At 69.2% G+C, this 23,384-nt stretch carries 21 protein-coding genes; 9 read left to right on the top strand and 12 right to left on the bottom strand.

Going from position 1 to position 23,384, the window contains the following annotated elements:
* Window positions 1-71: 71 nt before the first annotated feature.
* The 3 genes from E7T09_RS10765 (at window position 72) to E7T09_RS10755 (ending at window position 3,996) form a co-directional block, all read left to right on the top strand.
* Window positions 72-1,820 carry a V-type ATP synthase subunit A gene (locus E7T09_RS10765; protein WP_136389186.1) on the top strand — a complete coding sequence of 583 codons (1,749 nt, stop codon included), beginning with the start codon at window positions 72-74 and terminating at the stop codon, window positions 1,818-1,820.
* Window positions 1,817-3,235 (top strand): V-type ATP synthase subunit B, encoded by a 1,419-nt coding sequence (locus E7T09_RS10760; protein WP_136389185.1) that lies wholly within the window; start codon window positions 1,817-1,819, stop codon window positions 3,233-3,235. The genes E7T09_RS10765 and E7T09_RS10760 overlap by 4 nt, the downstream gene beginning before the upstream one ends.
* Window positions 3,236-3,321: 86 nt before the next feature.
* A complete protein-coding gene (locus E7T09_RS10755; protein ID WP_136389184.1) occupies window positions 3,322-3,996 on the top strand; it encodes a V-type ATP synthase subunit D in 675 nt (224 codons plus the stop codon).
* A 133-nt stretch (window positions 3,997-4,129) separates the two neighbouring features.
* Here the strand turns inward: E7T09_RS10755 and E7T09_RS10750 are convergent, their stop codons facing one another.
* Together E7T09_RS10750 and E7T09_RS10745 are read right to left on the bottom strand one after the other, a co-directional pair.
* Window positions 4,130-4,702 (bottom strand): hypothetical protein, encoded by a 573-nt coding sequence (locus E7T09_RS10750; protein ID WP_136389183.1) that lies wholly within the window; start codon window positions 4,700-4,702, stop codon window positions 4,130-4,132.
* Between the two features lie 222 nt (window positions 4,703-4,924).
* Window positions 4,925-7,177, bottom strand: coding sequence for a xanthine dehydrogenase family protein molybdopterin-binding subunit (locus E7T09_RS10745; protein ID WP_136389182.1), 2,253 nt, complete (start codon window positions 7,175-7,177; stop codon window positions 4,925-4,927).
* 151 nt (window positions 7,178-7,328) lie between these two features.
* Between E7T09_RS10745 and E7T09_RS10740 the strand changes: the two genes are divergently transcribed.
* From E7T09_RS10740 to E7T09_RS10725, 4 genes are all read left to right on the top strand, one after another.
* Window positions 7,329-8,519 (top strand): CaiB/BaiF CoA-transferase family protein, encoded by a 1,191-nt coding sequence (locus tag E7T09_RS10740; protein ID WP_136389181.1) that lies wholly within the window; start codon window positions 7,329-7,331, stop codon window positions 8,517-8,519.
* A gap of 166 nt (window positions 8,520-8,685) precedes the next feature.
* Window positions 8,686-9,723, top strand: a complete 1,038-nt coding sequence (locus tag E7T09_RS10735; protein WP_168734803.1) for a diguanylate cyclase — start codon at window positions 8,686-8,688, stop codon at window positions 9,721-9,723.
* Window positions 9,724-9,885: 162 nt separating this feature from the next.
* Window positions 9,886-11,898, top strand: coding sequence for a DNA/RNA non-specific endonuclease (locus tag E7T09_RS10730; RefSeq protein ID WP_136389179.1), 2,013 nt, complete (start codon window positions 9,886-9,888; stop codon window positions 11,896-11,898).
* Window positions 11,899-12,019: 121 nt separating this feature from the next.
* Window positions 12,020-13,453: a nitronate monooxygenase gene (locus E7T09_RS10725; RefSeq protein ID WP_205746993.1), complete on the top strand. Its 1,434-nt coding sequence runs from the start codon at window positions 12,020-12,022 to the stop codon at window positions 13,451-13,453.
* Between the two features lie 275 nt (window positions 13,454-13,728).
* Here E7T09_RS10725 and E7T09_RS10720 read toward each other — a convergent pair whose 3' ends face one another.
* From E7T09_RS10720 to E7T09_RS10705, 4 genes are all read right to left on the bottom strand, one after another.
* Window positions 13,729-14,292 carry a phosphohydrolase gene (locus tag E7T09_RS10720; RefSeq protein WP_136389178.1) on the bottom strand — a complete coding sequence of 188 codons (564 nt, stop codon included), beginning with the start codon at window positions 14,290-14,292 and terminating at the stop codon, window positions 13,729-13,731.
* Window position 14,293: 1 nt separating this feature from the next.
* The gene (locus tag E7T09_RS10715) at window positions 14,294-15,202 is read right to left on the bottom strand and encodes an ROK family protein (protein ID WP_136389177.1); all 909 of its coding nucleotides are present in this window, start codon (window positions 15,200-15,202) and stop codon (window positions 14,294-14,296) included.
* 128 nt (window positions 15,203-15,330) lie between these two features.
* A complete protein-coding gene (locus E7T09_RS10710; RefSeq protein ID WP_136389176.1) occupies window positions 15,331-15,630 on the bottom strand; it encodes a hypothetical protein in 300 nt (99 codons plus the stop codon).
* Between the two features lie 10 nt (window positions 15,631-15,640).
* Window positions 15,641-16,084: a thioesterase family protein gene (locus E7T09_RS10705; RefSeq protein ID WP_136389175.1), complete on the bottom strand. Its 444-nt coding sequence runs from the start codon at window positions 16,082-16,084 to the stop codon at window positions 15,641-15,643.
* Between the two features lie 49 nt (window positions 16,085-16,133).
* Between E7T09_RS10705 and E7T09_RS10700 the strand changes: the two genes are divergently transcribed.
* Window positions 16,134-16,511, top strand: a complete 378-nt coding sequence (locus E7T09_RS10700) for a cell division protein FtsB (protein WP_240741745.1) — start codon at window positions 16,134-16,136, stop codon at window positions 16,509-16,511.
* Window positions 16,512-16,540: 29 nt separating this feature from the next.
* Here the strand turns inward: E7T09_RS10700 and E7T09_RS10695 are convergent, their stop codons facing one another.
* From E7T09_RS10695 to E7T09_RS10670, 6 genes are all read right to left on the bottom strand, one after another.
* Window positions 16,541-17,851: a thymidine phosphorylase gene (locus tag E7T09_RS10695; protein ID WP_136389173.1), complete on the bottom strand. Its 1,311-nt coding sequence runs from the start codon at window positions 17,849-17,851 to the stop codon at window positions 16,541-16,543.
* A 49-nt stretch (window positions 17,852-17,900) separates the two neighbouring features.
* On the bottom strand, window positions 17,901-18,446 hold the full coding sequence (locus tag E7T09_RS10690) for an AAA family ATPase (protein WP_136389172.1): 546 nt from the start codon (window positions 18,444-18,446) through the stop codon (window positions 17,901-17,903).
* The gene (locus E7T09_RS10685) at window positions 18,430-18,885 is read right to left on the bottom strand and encodes a (4Fe-4S)-binding protein (RefSeq protein ID WP_136389171.1); all 456 of its coding nucleotides are present in this window, start codon (window positions 18,883-18,885) and stop codon (window positions 18,430-18,432) included. Before E7T09_RS10685 ends, E7T09_RS10690 begins: the two co-directional genes overlap by 17 nt.
* Window positions 18,886-18,944: 59 nt before the next feature.
* Window positions 18,945-19,589, bottom strand: a complete 645-nt coding sequence (locus E7T09_RS10680; protein WP_136389170.1) for a hypothetical protein — start codon at window positions 19,587-19,589, stop codon at window positions 18,945-18,947.
* A gap of 10 nt (window positions 19,590-19,599) precedes the next feature.
* The gene (locus tag E7T09_RS10675; RefSeq protein WP_136389169.1) at window positions 19,600-21,624 is read right to left on the bottom strand and encodes a PQQ-binding-like beta-propeller repeat protein; all 2,025 of its coding nucleotides are present in this window, start codon (window positions 21,622-21,624) and stop codon (window positions 19,600-19,602) included.
* A gap of 218 nt (window positions 21,625-21,842) precedes the next feature.
* Entirely contained in the window at window positions 21,843-22,805 is a 963-nt protein-coding gene (locus E7T09_RS10670) for a YafY family protein (protein WP_136389168.1), read from the bottom strand.
* Between the two features lie 86 nt (window positions 22,806-22,891).
* Between E7T09_RS10670 and E7T09_RS10665 the strand changes: the two genes are divergently transcribed.
* Window positions 22,892-23,371, top strand: a complete 480-nt coding sequence (locus tag E7T09_RS10665) for a DinB family protein (protein ID WP_136389167.1) — start codon at window positions 22,892-22,894, stop codon at window positions 23,369-23,371.
* The last annotated feature ends 13 nt before the right edge of the window (window positions 23,372-23,384 follow it).

Genomic DNA, 23,384 nt, shown 5'->3' with positions numbered 1-23,384 from the left:
TGGCGGCCACAGCGTGCAGACTGAACGCCCCGACAACCCCGCCCCCGACCTCTTTCCCTAAGGAGCACCAAATGACGCAGAACAAGAGCGGCGTCGTGCAGAGCATCGCAGGCCCGGCCGTAATCGCCAAGGGCATGTACGGCGCGAAAATGTACGACATCGTGCGCGTGGGCAGCGAGCGCCTCGTGGGCGAGATCATCCGCCTCGACGGCGACACCGCCTTCGTGCAGGTGTACGAGGACACGTCCGGCCTGACCGTCGGCGAGCCCGTGCAGACGACCAACCTTCCCCTCTCGGTGGAACTGGGGCCAGGGATGCTGAACGGCATCTACGACGGCATCCAGCGCCCGCTGGGCAAGATCCGCGAGGCCAGCGGCGACTTCATCGCGCGCGGCATCGAGGTGAGCAGCCTTGACCGCCAGCAGATGTGGGACTTCACGCCCAGCGTGAACGTCGGCGACACCGTCGGCGGCAGCGCCATCCTGGGCACCGTGCCGGAATTCAGCTTCACGCACAAGATCCTCACGCCGCCCGACCAGGGCGGCAAGATCGCGTGGATCGCGCCGGCCGGGCAGTACAACATCGACCAGACCATCGCCAAACTGGACGATGGCACGGAACTCCGCATGGCCCACTACTGGCCCGTGCGCGCGCCGCGCCCGGTAGCCCAGAAGCTCGACCCCAGCCTGCCCTTCCTCACCGGGATGCGCATTCTGGACGTGCTGTTCCCGCTGGTCATGGGCGGCACCGCCGCGATCCCCGGTCCCTTCGGGAGTGGCAAGACCGTGACCCAGCAGTCCGTGGCGAAGTACGGCAACGCCGACATCGTGGTGTACGTGGGCTGCGGCGAACGCGGCAACGAGATGACCGACGTGCTGGTGGAATTCCCGGAACTGGAAGACCCCAAGACCGGCGGGCCCCTGATGCACCGCACCATCCTGATCGCCAACACCAGCAACATGCCGGTGGCCGCGCGTGAAGCCAGCGTGTACACCGGCGTGACCCTCGCCGAGTACTTCCGCGACCAGGGCTACAGCGTGTCGCTGATGGCCGACAGCACCAGCCGCTGGGCCGAGGCGCTGCGCGAGATCAGCTCCCGCCTGGAAGAAATGCCCGCCGAAGAAGGCTACCCGCCCTACCTGGGCGCGAAGCTCGCCGCGTTCTACGAACGGTCCGGCGCGGTCAAGACCCTCGGCGGCGAGGACGGCGCGGTGTCCATCATCGGTGCCGTCAGCCCGGCCGGTGGCGACATGTCCGAACCCGTCACGCAGGCCACGCTGCGTATCACCGGCGCGTTCTGGCGACTGGACGCAGGCCTGGCCCGCCGCCGCCACTTCCCCGCCATCAACTGGAACGGTTCCTACTCGCTGTTCACGCCGATCCTCGACAAGTGGTACCGCGCGAACATCGCCGAGGATTTCCCCGAGCTGCGCCAGCGCATCGGCACCATCCTCCAGGAAGAAGCGTCCCTGCAGGAAGTCGTGCAGCTCGTCGGCCCCGACGCCCTGCAGGACAACGAACGCCTGATCATCGAGACCGGCCGCATGCTGCGCCAGGACTTCCTGCAGCAGAACGGCTTCGATCCGGTCGATGCCTCGGCGTCCATGCCGAAGAACTACGGCCTGATGCGGATGTTCCTGAAGTTCTACGACCAGGCCGATATCGCCCTCAAGGGCGGCGCGACCATAGACGAGATCATCCAGAGCCCCGTCATCGAGAAGCTCGCCCGCGCCCGCTACACGCCCGAGGATCAGTTCGCGGCCTACGCGGACGGCGTGCTCGGTGAACTCGATTCCACCTTCAAGGCGGTGAAAGCGTGACCCTCCTACAAAAGGAATACAACGACGTCGCCTACATCTCCGGGCCGCTGCTGTTCGTGAACGCCGCCTCGGACCTCGCGTACGGCGCCATCGTGAACATCAAGGACGCGAACGGCAAGATGCGCGGCGGTCAGGTCATCAGCGTGTCCGACCAGAACGCCGTCATCCAGGTGTTCGAGGAAACGCGCGGCCTCGACCTCGCCACCGCCTCCGTGAGCCTCGTCGAAGACGTGGCCCGCCTGGGCGTGAGCAAGGAAATGATCGGCCGCCGCTTCGACGGCCTGGGCCGCCCCATTGACGGCCTGCCGGAAGTGGTCGCCGAGCGCCGCCAGAGCATCAACGGCCAGCCCATGAACCCCGCCGCGCGCGCCAAGCCGGAGGAGTTCATCCAGACCGGCATTTCGACCATCGACGTGCAGACCTCGCTGATCCGTGGGCAGAAGCTCCCGATCTTCAGCGGCTCCGGTCTGCCGCACAACGAACTCGCCGCGCAGATCGCCCGCCAGGCCAAGGTGCCCGGCCACGAGGGTGACTTCGCCGTGGTGTTTGCCGCCATGGGCCTGACCCAGCGCGAAGTGTCGTTCTTCACGCAGGAATTCGAGCGAACCGGCGCGCTGGCCCGCAGCGTGCTGTTCCTCAACAAGGCCGACGACCCCGCCGTGGAACGCCTGCTGACGCCCCGCATGGCCCTCACGACTGCCGAGTACCTGGCTTTCGAGCACGGCTACCACGTCCTCGTGATCCTCACGGACTTGACCAACTACTGCGAGGCCCTGCGCGAGATCGGCGGCGCCCGCGAAGAAATTCCTGGTCGGCGCGGCTTCCCCGGCTACATGTACACGGACCTGGCGTCGCTGTACGAACGCGCCGGCGTGGTGCAGGGCAAGCCCGGCTCGGTCACGCAGGTGCCGATCCTGTCCATGCCCGACGATGACATCACCCACCCGATCCCCGACCTGACCGGCTACATCACCGAAGGGCAGATCGTGGTCGACCGCACCCTGAACTCCAAGGGCGTGTTTCCCCCCATCAACCCCCTGCCCTCGCTGTCGCGCCTCCAGGGCAACGGCATCGGCAAGGGCAAGACCCGCGCCGACCACAAGAACATCAGCGATCAGCTGTTCGCCGCGTACGCCAACGGCCTCGACCTGCGCAAACTGGTGGCCATCACCGGTGAAGACGCGCTGACCGAGACCGACAAGCTGTACCTGAAGTTCGCCGACGATTTCGAGACGTACTTCATCGGCCAGGGCGACCAGGACCGTTCCATCGACGACAGCCTGACCGTCGCGTGGGGCATCCTGAGCAAGCTGCCGCAGAGCCAGCTCACCCGGATCTCCAAGGACTCCATCGACAAGTACTACGGTCAGGCGATGGACGAGATGTGGCGCGGCGGCCGGAGCATGAGCGTCTGATTGGAGCGTGGATGGTAGAAGCCGGGCTTGCCCAGCGCCTATCATCCCAGCACCACCCATTCACCCACGACAGGAGGTGAACACACATGGCAGGACAGATCAGCCCCACCCGCAGCGCCCTGCTGGCCAGCAAAGCCAGCCTGAAAACCGCGTCCGGCGGTGCCGACCTGCTCAAGCGCAAGCGTGACGCCCTGATCGGCGAGTTCTTCGCCCTGGTCAAGGACGCGCTCGCCGCACGCGAACAGCTTTCGGGCGTCAGCAAGGGCGCCTACACCAGCCTGTTCGGCGCGAAAGCCTGGGACAGCCCTGAAGCCGTCGAGAGCCTGAGTCTCGCCGGCAGCAGTGACTACCAGATCGACATGCAGATCGAGAACCTGTACGGCGTGAAGGTGCCCAAGATCAACGTGCCCGAACGCACCCAGGTCTCGACCTTCAGCCCGATCAACGTCGGCGCGCGCACCATCCAGGCCTCCACCGACTTCGGCGGCGTGCTGGAAGCCATCGTCAAGGTCGCCGGCACCGAGACCAAACTCCGGCGCATCGGTGAGGAGATCAAGAAGACCTCGCGCCGCGTGAACGCGCTGGAACAGGTGGTCATCCCCGGTATTCAGGACGACATCCGCTTCATCCGCAGCGTGCTCGACCAGCGCGAACGCGAGGCTGGATTCACCCAGAAGAAGATCAAGGCCAAGATCGAGGCCAAGAACAAGGCCGCGAGGGAAGCCATCGCCGCCACCAGCCACGGCAGCGCAGCAGACTGAACGCGAGCAGTTCACGAGAAACCGCCCTCCGAGTGGGGGCGGTTTTTTTGATGCGTCACGGTGCGGTCGCTCTGGCCTGAATCCGTCCCAGAGCGTTCGTTCAGAAGGTGGAACGCTCTCCAGGGCGGCTGGTCTACTTCGGGGTCAGGGCGGTGACCTGCTGTTGCAGGGTGGCCACCTGGGCCTGCAACTGCCGGATCATGGTGGCCATCTGCTGGGCCGACAGGTCGCCGCCGACGATGGTCGTTTTGGCGTCGGTATTCACCTCGACGACCAGCGCGTTTCCCCGATCCGCGCGCAGGATGACGTCCCGCAGGATGAAGGTTCTGAGCTCGCTGCCGTTCCGGACGGCGTACCGCACCTCGTACGTCCCGAGGGGCAGCGTGCGGACATCCCGCTGGCTGGGGCCGAGTTCGGTGGCGGCGACCGGTCCGGAACCATACTGCCGGACGAGATCGGCGCTGGCAGGCACGATGGTCACGTAGACCAGCCCCCTGTACATGGGTGAGCCGACCTTGCCGGAGAGCACGCCGGAATTCGGGTAGTTGATGACCAGGGTCTGGGTGGGGCCGCTGACCGCCTGCGCCTGGGCGTCCTGTGGAGCCCTCCCGGTGAGGGTGGGCAGCAGGACGAACAGCGCCGTGGCCGTCAGGAGGGAGCGGAGGCGGAGGGCAGGCCGGGCCGACGTGGACAAGAGCGTGAACATGACAGGCTCCAGAGCGGCTTCCTGAGTAGGGCAGCCACCGTGCTCGGGTCAGGGCGAACGTGCGGCCGCGGCGCCAGGAATACCGGTATGCCACCCTGGAGATCGGACACCGTGTGTATTCCTTCACAGTGTGACCGGATATCTCATCGCAGGTCAACGGCGCCGACGGCGGAACAGCCCGCATTGGGTGCGAGTGTTCAGCTGTCGGCGCCACCCAAGCCATCAGGCGTTCTGCATCAGGCTCCACACCATCTCGGCAGTCACTGGCAGTGCCGTGACGCGGACGCCCACCGCGTCCTTGATCGCGTTGGCAAGGGCGGCCGCCCCGGCCGTAATCGGCGGTTCACCCACGATGCGCGCCCCGAACGGCCCGTGCTCCGAGGGCTGTTCGACCAGCACGGCGTCGATGGGGGGAATGTCGGTGGCGGTGGGGAAGGCGTACTCCATGAAGTTCGGGTTGCCGAGGGTGCCGTGTTCGAAGCGCTGGCCCTCGTACAGGCCGATGCCGAGGCCCTGCGCCATGCCGCCCTGCATCTGTCCTTCCACCAGCATGGGGTTCAGGGCGTACCCGACGTCCTGGATGGTGGCCGCGCCGAGCAGCGTGACGTGCCCGGTGTCCGGGTCGACGCGGACGTGCACGAGCTGCGCGGTGAAGCCGGGCGCTCCGGCCTTCAGGGCGGCGCGGCCCTCGGCGACGACGGGGCCGGGGCCGCCGGGCGTGCGCTGCCCGAGGGCGGCGAGCTTCCCGATGCTGATGCTCTTGTCGGGCACACCGGCGACCCGGGCGTGGCCCTGCGCCAGCTCGACGTCGTCGCGGTGCGCCTCGAAGTGCCGGGCGGCCAGGTCGAGGAGCTGGGTTTTGACCTGTGTGCTCGCGTCGAGCACTGCGCCGGACAGACTGATGGTGATCTGCGAGCCGCCAGAGCCGGGCGCGTATGGGCCACTGTCGGTGGTGCCCTGCACGATCTCGATGGTGTCCGGATCGACGTCCAGCGTCTCGGCGGCGATCAGCACCATGGAGGAGTGCACGCCGCTGATGTCCACGCTGCCCACGTGCAGGCGGACGGTGCCGTCGGTGTCCACTCGGCACACGGCCCCGGTGGGGGAGAACGCGCCGGGCCACCCGCCGATGGCGAGGCCCACGCCCTCGTTCGGCGTCTGTCCGCGCGCCAGCCACAGCGGATGCTCGCGCACCTTCTCCAGGCAGGCGTGCAGGCCGATGTCCGGCCAGGGGCGGCCGGTGCCGGTGGCGTCGCCCGCCTGCACGGCGTTCTTCACCCGCAGTTCCAGGGGATCGGTGCCCAGTTGCTGTGCCAGGTCGTCCACGGCGCTCTCCAGCGCGAACAGCGCCTGCGGCATGCCGGGCGCGCGGTACGCGCCGCTGGCCGCGCGGTTCAGCAGGAGTTCCTGCGTTCGAATCCGCACGTTCGCGCAGCGGTACATCCCGCCGATGATCGTGGCGATGATGCCCGCGTGCCCGAAGCGGAACACGCCGTTCTCGATCACGGCATGCACATCCAGCCCGACGATGGTTCCGTCCGCGTCGGCCCCGAGCTTCACGGTGATCTGCGTGCCGGGGGCGGGCATGGTGGTCAGCATGTCCTCGGTGCGGGTCAGCACCATCCGCACCGGACGCTCCGTGTGCAGGGCGGCGGCGGTGACCAGGGCGTCGGTGATGCCGTACTTCGCGCCGAAGCCCCCGCCGACCGTCATGGGTTCCACGCGCACGTCACCCTCGCGCAGGCCCAGTGCGCCCGCGACCTCGTTGCGCACGGTGTACTGGCCCTGCGTGCTGGTGTACACGGTGACCTGACCGGGCCTCAGGCCGGGTTCCGCCACGACTGCGTGCGGTTCCAGGTACGACTGGTGCACCGGGGAATTCACGTAGGTGCCCTCCACGACGGTGTGGGCGCTGCTCAAGGCGGCCTCCACGTCTCCCCGCTCGAAGGTGCGGGCCTCGTCGATATTGGTGGGGGCGTGCTCGGCCTCCGCGCCCGCCTCGCCGCCGTGCAGGCTGGCGAGGCTGGTCTCGGCCTTCGGCACTCCTTTCGGCCAGACCAGCACGTCGTCCGCGAGGGCCTGCGCGCCGTCCTCCACCGCTGGCAACTCCTCGTAGTCGATGTCCACCAGCGCGGCTCCGTCGGCCGCCTGCGCGTCGGTCTGCGCGAGCACCAGCACCACGGGCTGCCCGGCGAACACGACCTCCTCTCCGGCCAGGATCATGTTCGGGCGGGAGTACGCGGTGCGCCCGCCGTTCAGATCCGCGCCGGTCAGCACGGCCACCACGCCCGGCACCGCCAGGGCCGCCTGCGTGTCGATGTTCCGCACGCGGGCGTGCGGGTAGGGAGACAGCACCGGGCGGGCGTGCAGCATGCCCGCCAATGTCAGGTCGCCGGCATACCGGGCGCGGCCCCGCACTTTCTCCAGGCCGTCGATGATCTTGCGCCGCTTGCCGAGGTAGGTGGTCGTGGTCATGAAACCCTCCTGTCAGGTCAGACCGGGAGTCTACGACCGCAGCCGTCAGGAAACTGTCGGTCAGCGCCCATCCACGCGGCGTTCAGGTTAGACTCCGCCTCAACCTGTCCAGCCCGGAGGTTCCCCCCATGCCCTGCTCCACGGTGTTTCCATGATCCCCGCCCTACCGCTGTCCGGCGTGCGCGTGGCCGATTTCTCGCGCGTGCTGACCGGCCCCTTTGCCACCATGCTGCTCGGCGACCTGGGCGCGGATGTGGTCAAGGTCGAGCCGCCCGGCGGGGACGACACGCGCGGCTGGGGGCCGCCGTTTCAGTATGGCCAGGGTTCGGAGGGGCCCGGTGGGCGGGAATCGAGCTACTTCCTGAGCGTGAACCGCAACAAACGCAGCATCCTCCTCGACCTGAAATCCGAGGAGGGGCTGGACGCGGCCCACCGGCTGGTGGCGGGCAGCGACATTCTGGTGGAGAACTTCCGGCCCGGCACGCTGGATCGGCTGGGCCTGGGCTGGGACGCGCTGCACGAACAGTTCCCGCGCCTGATCTACGCGACCATCACGGGCTTCGGCCTGAGCGGCCCGTACCGCGACCGGGCCGGCTACGACGTGATCGCGCAGGGCATGGGCGGCATGATGAGCTACAACGGCGACTCCGGCGGCCCGCCGCTGCGGGTGGGCGTGGCCGTCGCGGACGTGTTCAGCGGCGCGCTGATTACGCAGGCGATCCTCGCGGCCCTGTACCAGCGTGAGAAGACCGGCGAGGGCGTGCGGGTGGACGTGAACCTGCTCGAGAGCGTGATCTCATTGGGCTCGTCGCAGGTGGGCCGCTACCTCGCGACCGGCGAGGTGCCCGTGCCGGTGGGCAACGACCACCGTTCCATCGTGCCGTACGGTACGGTGCGCTGCGGTGACGGTTACCTGAACATCGCCGTGGGGAACGACGCGCTGTGGCGGCGCTTCTGCGCGGCGCTGGGGCTCACGGCCCTCGGCGCGGACGACCGCTTCGCCACGAACGAGGGCCGCGTGACCCACCGAGAGGCCCTCGACACGCTGATGCTGGGCGGCCTGTCCGCCTTCACCCGGCAGGAGATCATGGAGCGGCTGGACGTGGCGGGCGTGCCCTGCGGCCCCGTGAACGACCTCGCGGAGGTGTTCGCCGATCCGCACGTGCAGGCGCGCGGCGTGGCCGTGACGGTGCCGCACCCCACGCTGGGCGAGACGACCGTGACCTCGCCGCCCTGGCGGTTCGGCGGCGAGGCGTTGCCGGTCCGCCGGGCGCCGCCCACCCCCGGACAGCACACGGCGGAGGTGCTGGCGGAACTCGCCGGGACGCCGGACACTCCCTGAGCTGGCCGGTGCCACCGGCCACACCGCCAGGAGGCGTTTTCCACCTTCCGTCGGCGTCCAGCCGCTACACTGATTCGGGCCAGATGAGCGGCGCGGGCTGCCGGGGCCACGGGTGCCGACGCGCGGCGCGTGTCCGGGAGTGACCTGAGGAATGTCGCCTGACGTGTTGACCCCTTCCAGACCTGACGAGTTCCGGGCGCCGCTAAGCGAGGTCGGCCAGCGCCGGGTGCTGACGGTGCTGGCCGTCCTCGCCGACGTGATTCACGCGGTTACGCTGGTGTACTTCTGGCAGCAGGGCAGCGCGCGCGCCACGCAGGCGGCGACCAGTCTGGTCATCACGCTGGTGCTCACCGGTCTGGCGCTGTGGCCGGCCTTTCCGCTGCGGCGGGTGCAGCAGATCGTGGTCGGTCTGGTCTGCGCGCTGCTGCTCCTGAACCTTCTGAGCGTCTACCAGACCGGGCGGCCCATCACATCCGGCCTGCTCATCCATCTGGTGATCCTGGCGCTGTTCGCGTACACCTGGCTGCCACCGCGCGTGGCGACCGCCGTGCTGGGCGTCAGTTACGCCGCGCTGGCGGGGGCCGCCGCCGCGTCCCGCATGCCGGACGTGCCGGGCGTGCTGCTGGTGGGCCTCACCCTGCCGCTGGTGTGGTACTTGACCGTGCACGGCCGTGAGGTCAGCCGGGAGCGCGGGCGCAGCGAGGCCCTGCGCACCCTGGCCTACCGGGACGCCCTGACCGGCGTGCACAACCGCCGTGCCGGTACCGAACGGCTCTCCAGCCTGCTGGACGGCCCGGTGGCCGGCGGCGGAGAGGTCGGCGGTGGGGAGGTCGCGGCCGCGCTGTTCGACCTCGACCACTTCAAGCAGATCAACGACACGCTGGGCCATCAGCAGGGCGACCGGATGCTGGTGGCCGTCGCGGACTCGCTGGTCGCGAGTTTCGGCGAGGGCGGCACGGTCGTCCGCTGGGGCGGCGAGGAATTCCTGGTGATCCTGACCGGCCTGACCCGCGCCCAGGCCCGCGAGCGGGTGGACGGCGCTCTGGACGCCGTGCGCGAGCTGTACCTGAGCGGCCTGCCCGCCATGACCATCAGCGCCGGGCTCGCGTTCGCCACTGAGACCCGCGATCCGGTCGCCCTGCTCGACCTGGCCGACGGCCGCTTGTACCAGGCCAAAGCCGCTGGCCGGAACCGCGCCCGCTGACGCGCCATGCCGCCCAGAGGGGCGATCACGGGGTGATCACCATCCGTGGCTACGCTGTGGGAAAGCGGGCGGGCAGTCCCTGTCCACCCAGCTCGGGGTGTTCCGCGTCCGCTCGCCCGCCACGTTCACCCGTTCCCGACAGTGGGAACGCCCGGGAGCCACATGTACCAGCCACAGGAGCTCCAGCAGATCGTCGAGCAGCGCCTGGAGCAGACGCGCCGGCAGCGCCTTCACTCGCACACCGAGATCCAGCAGGGCCGCCCGGATCTCGCCGAGGACGACCCGCAGCGCCGGGCCCGCTTCGAGGCGCACATGAGCGGCGACGCGCCCGTGAACGCCGAGAAGGTCTGGGGCGACGCGGACTTCGTGGACGCCGTGTTCCTGCTGGTGGGGAGCCGGGCCGCGCGGGCCGTTGCGAGGATCGTGACCGATGCCGGCCGGACGCCGCTCGGCACGGGCTTTCTGGTCAGTCCCCGCGTGCTGATCACGAACAACCATGTGCTGGAGGACGCGGCCAGTGCCGGGGACGCCTGGGTGCAGTTCAACTACGAACTGGACGAGACCTTCACCCCGCGCCCGCCCGACGTGTACGCCCTGCGGCCCGACCTGTACTTCCACGCAGTCAGCTGGCAGGATCTGGATTTCACGCTCGTCGCCGTCGGGGAGCGCCTGCAGGGCACGGGAAGTCTGTCCGCGCAGGGATACTGTCCGCTCAGTGACCGGCCGGACAAGCACGCTAAGGGCGCCACTGTGAACATCGTCCAGCATCCCGGCGGGGACTACAAGAAACTCGTGCTGCGCGGCAACCGTATCGTGGCCCGTACCGACAAGGTGCTGCACTACGAGGCTGACACCGAGGGCGGGTCCAGCGGCTCCCCGGTCTTCAACGACGCGTGGGAGGTCGTCGCGCTGCACCACTGGGGCTCCCCGCACCTGAGCACCGCCCTGCCGGACGGCCAGCCCCTGGGCACGCTGGTCAACGAGGGCGTGCGGATCAGCGCCATCGTGGAGTCCCTGCGCGCCGCGCGCGACCACCTGCCGAACCCGTACCTCGACGAGGTGCTGGCGGCCTCCGCGCAGTCCCGCCCGCAGGGAAGCGCGGCGAGTCCACCCGCGATGGAGACCCTGCCGTCCCCCGCACCCGTCGAGGCCCGCCTGAGCGTCCCCATCGAGATCACGGTACGCCTGGGCACGCCCGGCCCGGTTCAGACGGGTCCGGCGCCCACCGCGCCCTCTGGCCCGGAGCGCGTGCGGGTCGACCGGAACTACGGCAACCGCCCCGGTTTCGATGGGGCCTTCCTGCCGGGCCTGGGGGTGCCCCTGGCGGACATCGTGGCCCCGGTTCAGCGGCAGATTGCACCGCTGCTGGCCGGGCCAAGCAGTGGACTCCTGAGCTACCAGCATTTCAGCGTCGTCATGAACGGCGGGCGGCGACTGGCCTTCCTGACTGCCACGAACATCGACGGAGCCACCTACATTCCCATCGACCGCAGCACCGGACAGCCCGCGGCCGAGGCCGCCGAGGGCGACCAGTGGTTCGAGGACACCCGCATCGACCCCGCGCTGACGGTCACGCAGCCCTTCTACTCCGCGAACAGCCGCACCTTCGACCGGGGACACCTCACGCGCCGCAGCGACCCCACCTGGGGCACCCCGGAGAAGGCGGTGCGGGCGAACGCCGACACCTTCCACTTCACGAACTGCTCACCGCAGCACTGGCTGTTCAACGAGTCCGTGAAGTACTGGCAGGGTGTGGAACGCCATTACCTGGAGTTCGGCGCGACCCTCGACCGCTCGCGCCTGAGCGTGTTGCAGGGCCCTGTGTTCGCCCCGGACGACCCCGTGTACACCGACACGGCGGGCCGCGACCTGCAGGTGCCCGTTCAGTTCTGGAAGCTCGTGCTGCGCGTCCAGAATGGCGTACCCCAGGCCACCGCCCTCCTGGTGTCGCAACGCGACCTGCTCCCCCTGCCCCGCAAACCTGTTCTGCCCGGCGGAGACGGCAGCCCTCCGGACGTCACGACGTTCCTGACCTCGGTCGCGCATCTGCAGGATCAGACCGGACTGAACTTCACTTCCCTCGCACCGTACGATACCTTCCGACCGCCCCCCGCGATCCCGCACGCCGAGGGCGCCCCACTGCGCGCCATCACCTCCTGGGCCGACCTGCCCTGAGCACCCCGGCTCAGATTCGCTTGACTGCGTTCCAGGTTGACGCTCCTGTCAGAAACTCGTTGAATACTGAGGACTGTCCCCGCGCCAGACTCCAACCAGCCGCGCGGCCTCAGGTGAACCCATGACCGTAGCAACACCCACCCCACCCACGCTGCCCCGCATCATCCAGGGGGGCATGGGCGTGGCCATCTCCGGCTGGGAACTCGCCCGCGCCGTCTCCAGCATCGGCGAACTCGGCGTGATCTCCGCCACCGGCATCGACAACCTCCTCGTCCGTCGCCTGCAGGACGGCGACCCCGGCGGGCACGTCCGCGCCGCCCTGGCCGCCTACCCGGATCGGGAACGCGCCCAGAAGGCTGTTCAGGACTACCACATCGAGGGCGGCCGTGCTCCTGGCCAGGGCTACAAGCGCGTTCCCCTGCCCAGCCTGCGCAACCACCGCGTCGCGTGGGAACTCGCCATCATGGGCGGCTTCGTGGAAGTCTGGCTCGCCAAACAGGGCCACACCAACCCGGTCGGCGCCAACCTGCTCACCAAACTCCAGATGCATACCCTGCCGGCCCTGTACGGCTGCCTGCTCGCCGGGGTGGACGTCGTCATCATGGGCGCCGGTATTCCCAGGGACATTCCCGGCGTCCTCGACGCCTTCGCGCAGGGCCAGCCCGCCTCCATCCGCCTGGACATCAAGGGCGACTCTGCCGGCGAACCCGTCCTCCTGACCTTCAACCCCGCCGACTACGGCTTCGGCGGCCGCTCCCTCACGCGCCCCCGCTTCTACCCGATCGTCACGTCCCACGTTCTCGCCAGCGTCCTGGCCAAGAAAGCCACCGGCAGCATCGAGGGCTTCATCATCGAGGCGCCCACCGCCGGCGGCCACAACGCCCCGCCACGCGGCACCGTCACCTACGACGACACCGGCCAGCCCATCTACGGCGAACGCGACCTCGCCGACCTGAACGAAATGCGTAAACTCGGCCTGCCCTTCTGGCTCGCGGGCGGCAGCGGTTCCCCCGAAGCGCTCCAGACGGCCATTGCCGAAGGCGCCGCCGGTATCCAGGTCGGCACGCTCTTCGCCTACTGCAAGGAATCCGGCTTCCAGGAGGATCTCCGCACCCAGGTGCAGGAACGCGCCCAGACCCAGCGCCTCCAGGTGTACACCGACCCCCTGGCCTCACCCACCGGCTTCCCCTTCAAGGTCGTCACCCTGCCCGACACCCTCAGCAACGAGGAACTGTACCTGGCCCGCCCCCGCATCTGCGACATCGGCTACCTCCGCGAGGCCTACCGCGACGAGGTCGGCAAGGTCGGCCTGCGCTGCCCTGCCGAACCCGTCGACGCCTTCCTCAGCAAGGACGGCAAGCTCGAGGACACCGTGGGGCGCAAGTGCCTGTGCAACGCCCTGATGGCCGACGCCGGGCACGCCCAGATCCAGAAAAGCGGGTACGAGGAACTGCCCCTGCTTACCAGCGGGGACGGCGTGAGCGCACTCACCGACTGGCCGGTGGGGTATACGGCAGCGGACGTGGTGACGTACCTGCGGGGTGGACTGAGTTAAGTCGGTTGCTCATTGGCGTTTTCCCCACCCCCCAGCCCCCATCCCCAGAGGGGACGGGGGAGCAGCGCTGCGCTTGGCATGTGGGGACTACGTCATTCGGGCTGGCCGGAACTGGAGTCTCGTTGGCGAGAAGCGTCGCCCCTGCCTCATGCATTCCCGTCGTCAGCGCCCGCGCGCTTCGCGCACGATGGCGTTCGGTTGGGTGATCGGTGGAACGCTTCGGTTTTTATATCGGAGAGTGTGGCGTTCGGCTGCCGGAACCGCTCCCGGCGTCTTCAATTGCCTTCCAGTCGTGCCAGCGCCCGTTGTAGATTCTTCTGTGCCAGCGCTTCCAGTTCACTGAATTCCGGCGTGGTGTAGAGGCGTTTGCGGTTCAGGAAGTGCCGGAGCACCTGCGCCCGGCCCGGCCGGTAAACGTCGTCCGGGACGTGGGCGTATTCCTCGCGGATCGCGCGGTCGTAGATGCCGAATTCCTCGCTGTTCGCGCCGAGGATGCTCAGATCGGCGTCCACGAACAGGGCCTCGTCGCGGCCGGACGGGGGAGCGGTGTGGCGGGTGGCGAGGATCAGCGCCCTGACGGTGCGGCGCAGGTCGTCAGGCGCGCCCTGGGCGGCGAGCCAGGTGTCGAATTCTTCGGCGCTGCGCTGCTCGTTGTCGTTCGCGCGGGGGTCGTAGATCAGGTCGTGGCCCCACGCGGCCAGTTCCAGGGCAGGCGTGAGGGCGCCGCGCACCTTCAGGACGTGAACGACAGCCTGGACGTGCGCGGCGGTGTGGTAGTGCCGGTGGGCTTCGGCGTAGCGGGGCCGGGCGAACGCTGCGGCGTCCGTGAGCAGGGTCATGTCAGCCGTGACGGGCGGCGAGGGCCGCGCCGATCACGCCGGCGTCCGTGCCGAGCTGCGCGCGGCGGATGGTCACGGGCGCGAAGCCCTGGGCGTACTCGTCGGCGGCCTTCTGCACGCCCAGGAAGAAGTAATCCCCGACGCTGGCAACGCCACCGCCAATCACGAAGACTTCCGGGTCGATGACCTTCTGAAGGTCGGCCAGCGCCACGCCGATGTGCTTCATGGCCTGCTGCACCACGCGGCGCGCACCGGGGTGGCCCTGCTGCGCCAGCTCGAAGGCTTCCGGGGTGCTCACGTCGCGGTTCAGGGCGTAACTGGCGTCGCGCGCGATGGCGGTGCCGCTGGCAATGGCCTCCAGCGCGCCGTCCAGGCCCGCGCCGCTGACCGGGCCGCCGGGCATGGCGGTCACGTGCCCGAGTTCGCCAGCAATGCCGTGCCGACCCCGCCAGATGCGGCCGTTCAGGACGAGGCCCGCGCCGATGCCGGTGCTGACGGTCACGTAGATGCTGCTCTCCGCGCCGCGCGCCGCGCCCAGGTGCGCTTCGGCCAGGGCGGCGGCCTTGGCGTCGTTCTCCAGCATGATGCGCTGCCCGAGGCGTTCGCGCAGGCCGTCCACCAGGGGCACGTCGGTAAAGCCATAGATGTTCGGCGCGAACTTCACGCGGGTGCGGTCGCTGTTCAGCGGGCCGGGCACGCCCACACCGACCAGCCGGGCATCCGGATGCCGGGCCTGGAGGTCGCTGACCTGCGCGGCAATGGCGTCCAGCACGGCTTCCCAGCCGGTCTCGGGCGTGGGCTGGACGTGGCGGTCGTGCAGTTCGTCGCCGCGCAGGACGCCGGTGGCGATCTTGGTGCCGCCGACATCGACGCCGATGCTGATGGCTTCCGGGGTGGAGGGGGTGGTCATGGGAACTCCTGAGACGGAAAGAGAGAAGGCCGTGGGATCGCTTCCAGGCAGGGGGGACGGGCGCTGGCTATTCACGGCACAATACCCCGCCGCCTGGCGGCCTGTCGCCGGTCGGAACCCCGCCCGGGCTAGTCGTCGGTGCGGTCGTCGGGCTCGCCGGGCGGGGCGTCCAGGCCCAGCAGCGCGAGCGCCTCGTCAAGCTGCACTTCCGGCACGTACAGGCCCACGTCGCCCATGTATCCACCCGTCTCGATCTCGATTACGGGGCTGCCCATCGCCCACTGGAAGGGGGTGCGCACCACGCTTACCACGCCGCCGCCCGAAAGGCTGCGCCGCCAGCCCTCCGCGAGCAGGCGGGGCAGAGTGTCCACCCGCACCCAGATGTCGCCCTGGTACAGCACGCGGTCTTCATACACCGCGCGCGTCATGCCCGGCCCCTCATGGCCGCACCAGCACGGCGGCCACCCGCTGGGCGAACCCGGGTGGGAGCGCGCGCGGCGTGTGGGCCTCGTCCACGCTGACCTGCACGCTGCGCGCAAAGGCGCAGGGCACGCCGTCGGCCAGGAAGCGCGACACGACCACCCAGCTCGTGCGGCCCACCCGCTCGACCAGCGACTCAATCACCACCTCCTGCCCCAGCCGCAGCTCGCCCACGTAATCCAGTTCCAGGCGGGCCAGCACGGACAGATCATCGACATCCCGGATGCCCAGCGCCGCCGACAGATCCATCCGGGACACTTCCAGGAACTCCGCGTACCGTGCGTTGTTGATGTGCCCCATGGCGTCCAGGTCGCTGTAGCGCAGCTGGATGGTGCAGCGCCGCGCATCCTGCCAGTTCAGCGCCGGTATCCGCCCCGCCGCGCCCGTCGTGTCGACCGTCATGGGGGCAGTGTAGAGCCCACGCTCAGGCAGCGGCGGTATGCTGACCGGGATGGACGATGCGCCCGCCCCTTCCCCCGTCCGGCCCCGTGGGTCGGTGTGGCGGCGGGCCGCCCGCCTGCCGTACGCGATGATCCTCACCAGCCTGCTGGCCGCGCTGGGCATCGTGCAGCTGTCGTTTCAACTCGGCAACACCGTTTTCCGCACCGTGACCTGGACGCAGGAGACGCAGGACACCCGCGCCCGCATCGCCTTGCTGGAACGGGATCTGCGGGTGCTCCGGGACGCGAAGACCGCCCTGAACACCCCGGAGTACCTCAGGGATCTCGCCCGCTGCCAGGGCTTCGTGGGCCTGACGGAAACGGTCGTCGTGTCGCCCACCGCGCCCGCAGTGCCCGGCGAGAACTGCCAGATCGTCGCCCTGCCCTGAGGGACGGGGGGCTCAGCTCAGGTGGGCCTTCAGTTCACCCGGTCGAGGATCAGGGCGTCCGGGGCCGGGGCCAGTTCTCCCACGCTCAGGCCGTCCGCAAGCAGCGACGTGGCCGTGTCCAGACCGCGCCCGCCCCTGTGGTACACGCGCATGACGGGTTCGCCCGCCTGGACGGCCTTGCCGGGCTTCTTCAGCAGTTCGACCCCCACGCCGTGGTCGATGGCCTCGCCCTTGCGTTCCCGACCGCCCCCGAGCGCCAGCACCGAGCGCCCCACCGAGAGGGCGTCGATGCGTGCCACGAACCCGGCGGTGGGCGCCGTCACGTTCGCGCGGCCCGGAGCCACGTCGAACTTCGAGACGTCGTCCACGTAGGTGGCGTCCCCGCCCTGGGCGGCGATGAAGGCGCGGAATTTCGCCATGGCGGAGCCGTCGGCCAGGGTGGCCCGCGCCCGCACCTCGGCCTGCGCGGCGTCCTCTCCCTGCGCTGCCAGGGCCTCCACCGCCAGGGCCACGCACAGTTCCGTCAGGTCGTGCGGGCCGTGGCCGCGCAGCGCATCCAGGGCCTCCAGCACCTCCAGGCTGTTCCCGGCCATGTGGCCCAGGGGCGTGTCCATGTCGGTCAGCACGGCGCGCACCTGCCGCCCGGCGCGCGTGCCGATGTCCACCATCGCGCGCGCCAGCCCGCGCCCGTCCTCCAGCGTCCGCATGAACGCGCCCGCCCCGACCTTCACGTCCAGAACGACCGTGTGTGCTCCGGAGGCCAGCTTCTTGCTCATGATCGAGCTGGCGATCAAGGGGAGGCAGTCCACGGTGGCTGTCACGTCCCGCAGCGCGTACAGTTTGCCGTCCGCCGGGGCCAGGTCCTTGCTCTGCCCGACCAGCGCGAGGCCGATCTCGCGCGCCTGGGCAATGAACCGGGCCTCGTCCAGCTCGCTCGTCCAGCCGGGAATGCTCTCCAGCTTGTCGATGGTGCCCCCGGTATGCGCCAGTCCACGCCCGCTCATCTTCGCCACGGTCAGGCCCAGCGCGGCCAGCATGGGCGTCAGGATCAGGCTGGTCTTGTCGCCCACACCGCCCGTGCTGTGCTTGTCCACCGTGCGGGGCAGCTCTCCCAGGTTCATCAGGTCGCCGGACTCGGCCATGACCATGGTCAGGTCGGCGGTCTCCTGCGGCGTCATGCCCTTCAGGTACACGGCCATCAGCCACGCGCTGATCTGGTAGTCCGGCACGTCCCCGCGCGTGTAGCCCAGGATCAGCTCCTCCAGCTCGGCGCGGGAATGCGTGTGGCCATCGCGTTTCCTGCGGATCAGGTCGGGCACGTTCAGCGGCGTGGAGGTCATGAGACAGTCTACGTTTCCTGTTTCCACTGACGACCGTGGCCCAGTCGGGTCAGTCCGCCACCCAACCCGTCAACCGCGCGAGCTGTGCGGCCAGTCCGTCCAGGCTGCGGCCATCCGTCGCAATGCGATGCACCCACGCCGGAGCGTCCCGGTCCAGCGCAGCCCGGCGGGGCAGGTTGCGCTCCAGGTGCCGGGCCAGCGACTCCTTGGATTCGCGCTGCTGGAGGCGCTGACGCATCACGTCGTCCGGGACGTCGAGCAGCACACCGATCACGCGCGGCGAGTCTCCCATCGCGGCCGCGAGCTTCTCCGTCTCCAGCACGCTCATCACGTTCGTGTAGATCAGCCGCCGGTGGCCCAGCGCGCGGTAGTTCGCCCACAGCGCCCGCAGGTTCGTCTCGGCCAGACCGTGTTCCCACGGGGGTGGGTACGCCATATCGAGATAATCGCCCTCGATGACGGCGTGCTTCACCTGACGCCCGGACAGCAGTTCATGCAGGGCCGACGCCACACTGGTCTTGCCCGACCCCGCCCGGCCCCCGATGAACAGCACCTCGCTGCGGGGGTCGCCCGCCGGATCAGCCGCTCTGGTCACCCGCGTCACTCGTCCAGCCGACTTTCTTGTGTGTGTTGTCGCAGAAGGGTTTATGGGCGCTCTGGCCGCAGCGGCACAGGGCGGCGCGGACCTCCCTCTTCTCGCCGGCCGGCGTGTCGATCACGAGGTTCCCGGCGACCATCAGCGGGCCGTCCTTGCTGGGTTTGACGGTCGTGGGTTCCTGCGGCATTTCGGCCTCCTGGGTGTCCAGTACGTAATGCAGCGCTCCGGTGGGGCAGGTGCGGACGACCGCCGCGACGGCCTGCGCTCCGGCGTTCGCGGGTTGAATCCACGGTCGCTTCGCGGTATCGAACACCTCCGGTAGGCCCCGGATGCAGTTCGCGACGTGCAGGCAGCGGTGGATGTCGTAGTACACGGTGATGCCTTCGCCCGTGTACGCCCTGCCCAGGGCCAGATCGTCGTTGCTGGGGCGGGTCATGCGTCAGTGTAAGGCCGCCGCTCCCTCGCGGGAACCGGCGGCGTGGTGGTCAGGAGGCCTCAGCGGTACTTGGTCAGGTCGACCGCCATGCTGTAGGCCTTGCCGCTGGAATCCGTGAACGACAGGGTACCCTTCGCGGCGTTCAGGCTGTCCGGCACCACGTACCGGTACGTGACCGTACCGATGTACCGCAGCCCCAGTTCCCCGACGGTGCGCGGGTACTGCGACAGCGACACGTCCGAGAGGGCGGTGGCCGTGGGCTGGAGGGTGCGTCCGCCCAGGGTCAGGCGGGGTCGGCTGATGTTCTTCTGGAAGGTCTGGTCATCCAGGCGCAGGCCGTGCGCGAACACGATGAACGCCACCTGATGGTCGGGCAGGTCGGCCTGCTCACGGGCCTGCTGGGCGGTGATGGGATCGTCCCCGATCTTGTGCAGGAAGGTCTGGTAGCGGGTGCGTTCGAAGGGCGTGGCGATCACCACGGCGTCCACCGCGCCGTTCTTCGCCTCCAGTTTCAGGGTGTCCTCGACCGCGTACAGCGTGTAGGGCCGCACGGGATACCCGGAGTCCGTGGTCTGCGCCAGACGCTGCGCCTGGGCATACGCCTCCTGCAGCTGTGCGTCCGTCAGGGTGGGCAGGTAGGCCATGGCCTGGGAACCGGTCAGGACGGCCAGCAGGGCGGCCGTGTGCGTGCGGGTGAACCTCATGCCCATGGCCTTATTCCTTGGGCACGGTGAACACGAAGATGGTCGCGGCCCCCGTGGTGCTCCAGATGCTGCGCGAGGCATTGCCGGACGCGACCGCCACGTACTGCTGGCCGTTCACGCCGTACGTGATGATCCCGCCGCCGATCGCGCCGCCCGTGCGGAACTTGTACAGCGTGGCGCCGTCCTTGGAGTTCAAGGCGTAGAAATCGCCGTTCTGGTCGCCGGTGAACAGCACGCCGCCGGCCGTAGGCGTGATGCCGGAGATCATGGGCGTGGGCATCTTCTTCTGCCACGCGGGCTTGCCGGTCGCGGCGTCGTAGGCGCGCACCCAGCCGCGGCCATCCTTGGCCGGGTCAAAGGTGCCAGTGCCGCCGAAGTAGAAGCTGCCGTCCACGTACCGCGTCTCGCCGATCTTGTAGGTGGCGCACCAGTCCACGGAGTTCACGTACAGCAGGCCGGCGCTGGGATCGAGGGCCGGACCGTTCCATTCCACGCCGCCCAGCGTGCCGGGGCAGTCGCGGCGACCCGTCAGGCTTACGGCCTTGTCGGCATTGAGGTGCGTGGTGGTTTCTTCCTTGGCGAACATCTTCTGGGTAGCGCGGTCGTAGAAGTAGATCCAGCCGCCCTTGTTCGCCACGGTCATGATCTTCTTCCCGCCCGCCTCGTACAGGACGGGCGAGGCGGCCGTGTCCCAGTCGTGCGTGTCGTGGGCGATTTGCTGCGCGTACCAGTCGAGTTTACCGGTCTTGCCGTTCAGCACGACCACCGAATCCGTGTACAGGTTCGCGCCGGGGCGCATGCCGCCGTTGAGGTCAGGAGCGGGATTCCCGATGCTCACGAACAGCTGGTTGCTGGCCGTGTCGAGCGTCAGGGTCGTCCACAGCGAGCCGCCGCCATGCTCGGCCCCCTTCTGCCAGGTGTCGGCGCCGGGCTCGGTGCCGGTGGGAATCACGTTGAAGGTCCAGACGCGCTTGCCGGTGTTGGCGTCGAAGGCGTAGATGTGGCCGTTGGCGCCCCAGTCGGCGCCGGCCTCGCCCATGTACACCAGGCCGTTGGCGGCAGCGGGCGCCGCCGAGAGGAAGTACCCCTTGGTGCTGTCGGCCACCCAGGTATCCCACAGGGTCGCGCCGGTCTTGGCGTCCAGGGCGATCAGGTGCCCGTCGGTGGTGCCCCGGAACAGCTTGCCGCCGTACAGGGCCACGCCCCGGTTGGTGTTGAACGGCTCCGGCCCTTTGGGCGTGTAGGTGGACTGCCAGACCTTGTTGCAGGTGTCGGCGTTCAGGGCGGTGGTGCCGTGCGCGGTCGTGATGTACATCTTGCCCTGGTACACGACCGGGCCGACCTGGAAGGCCCCGACCTCGCCCAGCTGGTACACGCACTTGACCATCAGCTTGGAGGCGTTGTCGGTCGTGATCTGATTCAGCGCGGAGTACCGCTGGCCGTCGAAACTGCCGTTGTACATGGGCCAGTCGTTCGCATCCGGTTTGAGCAGTTCGGCGTCGGTGGGCGCGGTGGTGCTGGCCGCCTTGGCGGTCCCCAGGACGCGGGGCAGACTGCCCGCCGCCGCGGTGGGTGCGGCGCCCGCACTGGACGCGGCGGTGCTTGCGGTGGGTTTGGCCAGGGCCACCTTCAGGGTGCTGGCGCTCAGGGCCGTGCTGCCCGCCGTATACCCGTTCTTCGAGAGGATGTACGCCGTGACGTTCAGGTACTGCGTGGCGCTCAGGCTGCCGGGTTTGGTGAGCGGCATCTGCTGCGAGATGAGGGCGTGCAGGTCGGCGAGCTGCTTGCTGCCATCGGCCCACTTGTTCAGGAAGGCGGTGCCGCTCAGCGCGGGGGCAGACACGCCCTGCAGGGCGGCGCCGTGGCAGGCGGCGCAGTTGGCGGTGTACACCTGCGCGCCGGCGGTGGCCTGCGCGGCGGTATAGCTCGGCCCGCCCATGGGCGCCGCCGCGAGCGCGATGGACACGGCGACCAGTGCCGAGCCGCCAGCAAGAGTGTAGGGAACCAGGGAACGACCATCGCGGGATACCTTCATGCGCCTCCTCCTTGACTCCAGACGGACGCACAGATGAGGTGGATGCTGGACGGCGTTCGGGCGCAGGCCTACCCGCCGGCATTCAGGACTCTGTGACTCCACCGGGATACCACCAACCGGGAGCAGGGGCAGCACATTAAAGCAACGCTCAATACACTGTTCCAGTACGTGTACTGACGGTGGGCCGAAATCAACATGGCCTCAGCCCGGTTCTGGTCTCAGGGCTGGGGACTCTGGGCCTGGGCGTCGCGACACCGCTCTCCCAGCGTCTGAAAGATGCCCTGCAATGCCGGCGGGCTGTCCACGCGGAAGGCGCAGTCCAGACCCAGCAGGAAGGCCGCGAAGGAAGGCAGATCGTCCCGCTGGGCGCGCAGCCTGGTGCCCCCCGCCTCGCCGGTGATCTCGGTGTGCCAGCCGGACACCCGGCCACGCAGTTCTTCCGGCGGGCGCGCGAGCCACACGCTCACGCCGTGGGCAGCGGGCGCGTCGGGCAGCGTGGAGCGCAGGTACGCCACGGCGTCGAAGTCCGCCGGGGGCGTGAAGGTTTCCTCCAGGGCGGTCACGTCCTGCATGCGGTCGAGGCGGAAGGAGCGCAGGGCGCGGCGCAGGTGGCAGTGCCCGACCGCGTACCAGCGGCCGTCCAGATGCACGACCTTGTACACGCTGGCGCGGCGGGTGGTGCTGCGGGCCGTCTGGGCCGTGTACGAGAACGCCACGACCTGCGTGGCCCGCACGGCGCGCAGCAGTTCGGACAGCAGCGCGGCGTCCGTGCCGACCACCCACGGCGAGGCGTCCAGCTGCACGCCGTCCTCGAGCGCCTGCACGTGCTCGCGCAGGGCGTGCGGAAGGGTGCGGGCCAGTTTCGCGGCCGCCCCCTGCGCGGCGGGGGCCAGGGCGTGCAGGCCCAGGTGGGCGAGCGCCCGCAGGCCCAGGCTGAGGGCCAGCGCCTCGTCGGACGTGAACATCAGCGGCGGCAACTGGAACCCGGGTTTCAGGCGGTACGCGCCGCCCACGCCCCGGCGGCCCTGCACGGGAATGCCCAGATCCTGCAACCTGGCCACGTAGCGCTGCACGGTGCGTGGACTGACCTCCAGCCGCCGCGCGAGTTCCGCGCCCGTGACCTCCTCGCGCGATTGCAGGAGTTCGAGTACGGTCAGCACCCGCATGGAGGGGTCGTACATGAACCGAGTGTAGACGCAATTCACGACACACCCTGACGGGAATCTGGATTACGCTGGTAACAGATTCACCCCAGGGAGGTTCCAGCATGACCACCACCACGAGTCCGTCCGTCCTGACCCTCGACGCCCTGCGCGACCACTGGCAGGGCCACCGTGCCCTCACCCGCCGGGTGATCCTGGCCATCCCCGAGGATCAGCTGTTCACCTTCAGCATCGGCGGCATGCGTTCCCTCGGCGACCTCGCGTGGGAGGCGTATGGCGTGGCCGCGTACAACGTGCAGGGCCTCACCACCGACGACTGGAGCTGGAACCCGCCCGCCGGCGAGCTGCCCAGAGACCGGGCCGCGCTGCTAGCAGCCTGGGACGCCTTGACCCCGCAGATCGACGCGGCGCTGCCGGCCGCCGACCCCGCGTGGTTCACCGTGCCGCAGCAGATGGCCTGGGGCACCATGGCTCCGCTGCACAGCGTGCAGTACGGCATCGACAACGAAATCCACCACCGTGGGCAGGGGTACGTGTATCTGCGCGCCCTCGGCATTGAGCCCCCCGCCTTCTACGAACGCTGAGGAGAACCCTTGC

It is taken from the genome of Deinococcus sp. KSM4-11, from assembly GCF_004801415.1.
Classification (GTDB): Bacteria; Deinococcota; Deinococci; order Deinococcales; family Deinococcaceae; genus Deinococcus.
Note: the sequence above shows the minus strand (reverse complement) of the source record. Positions and strands in the feature narration are given on the sequence as shown.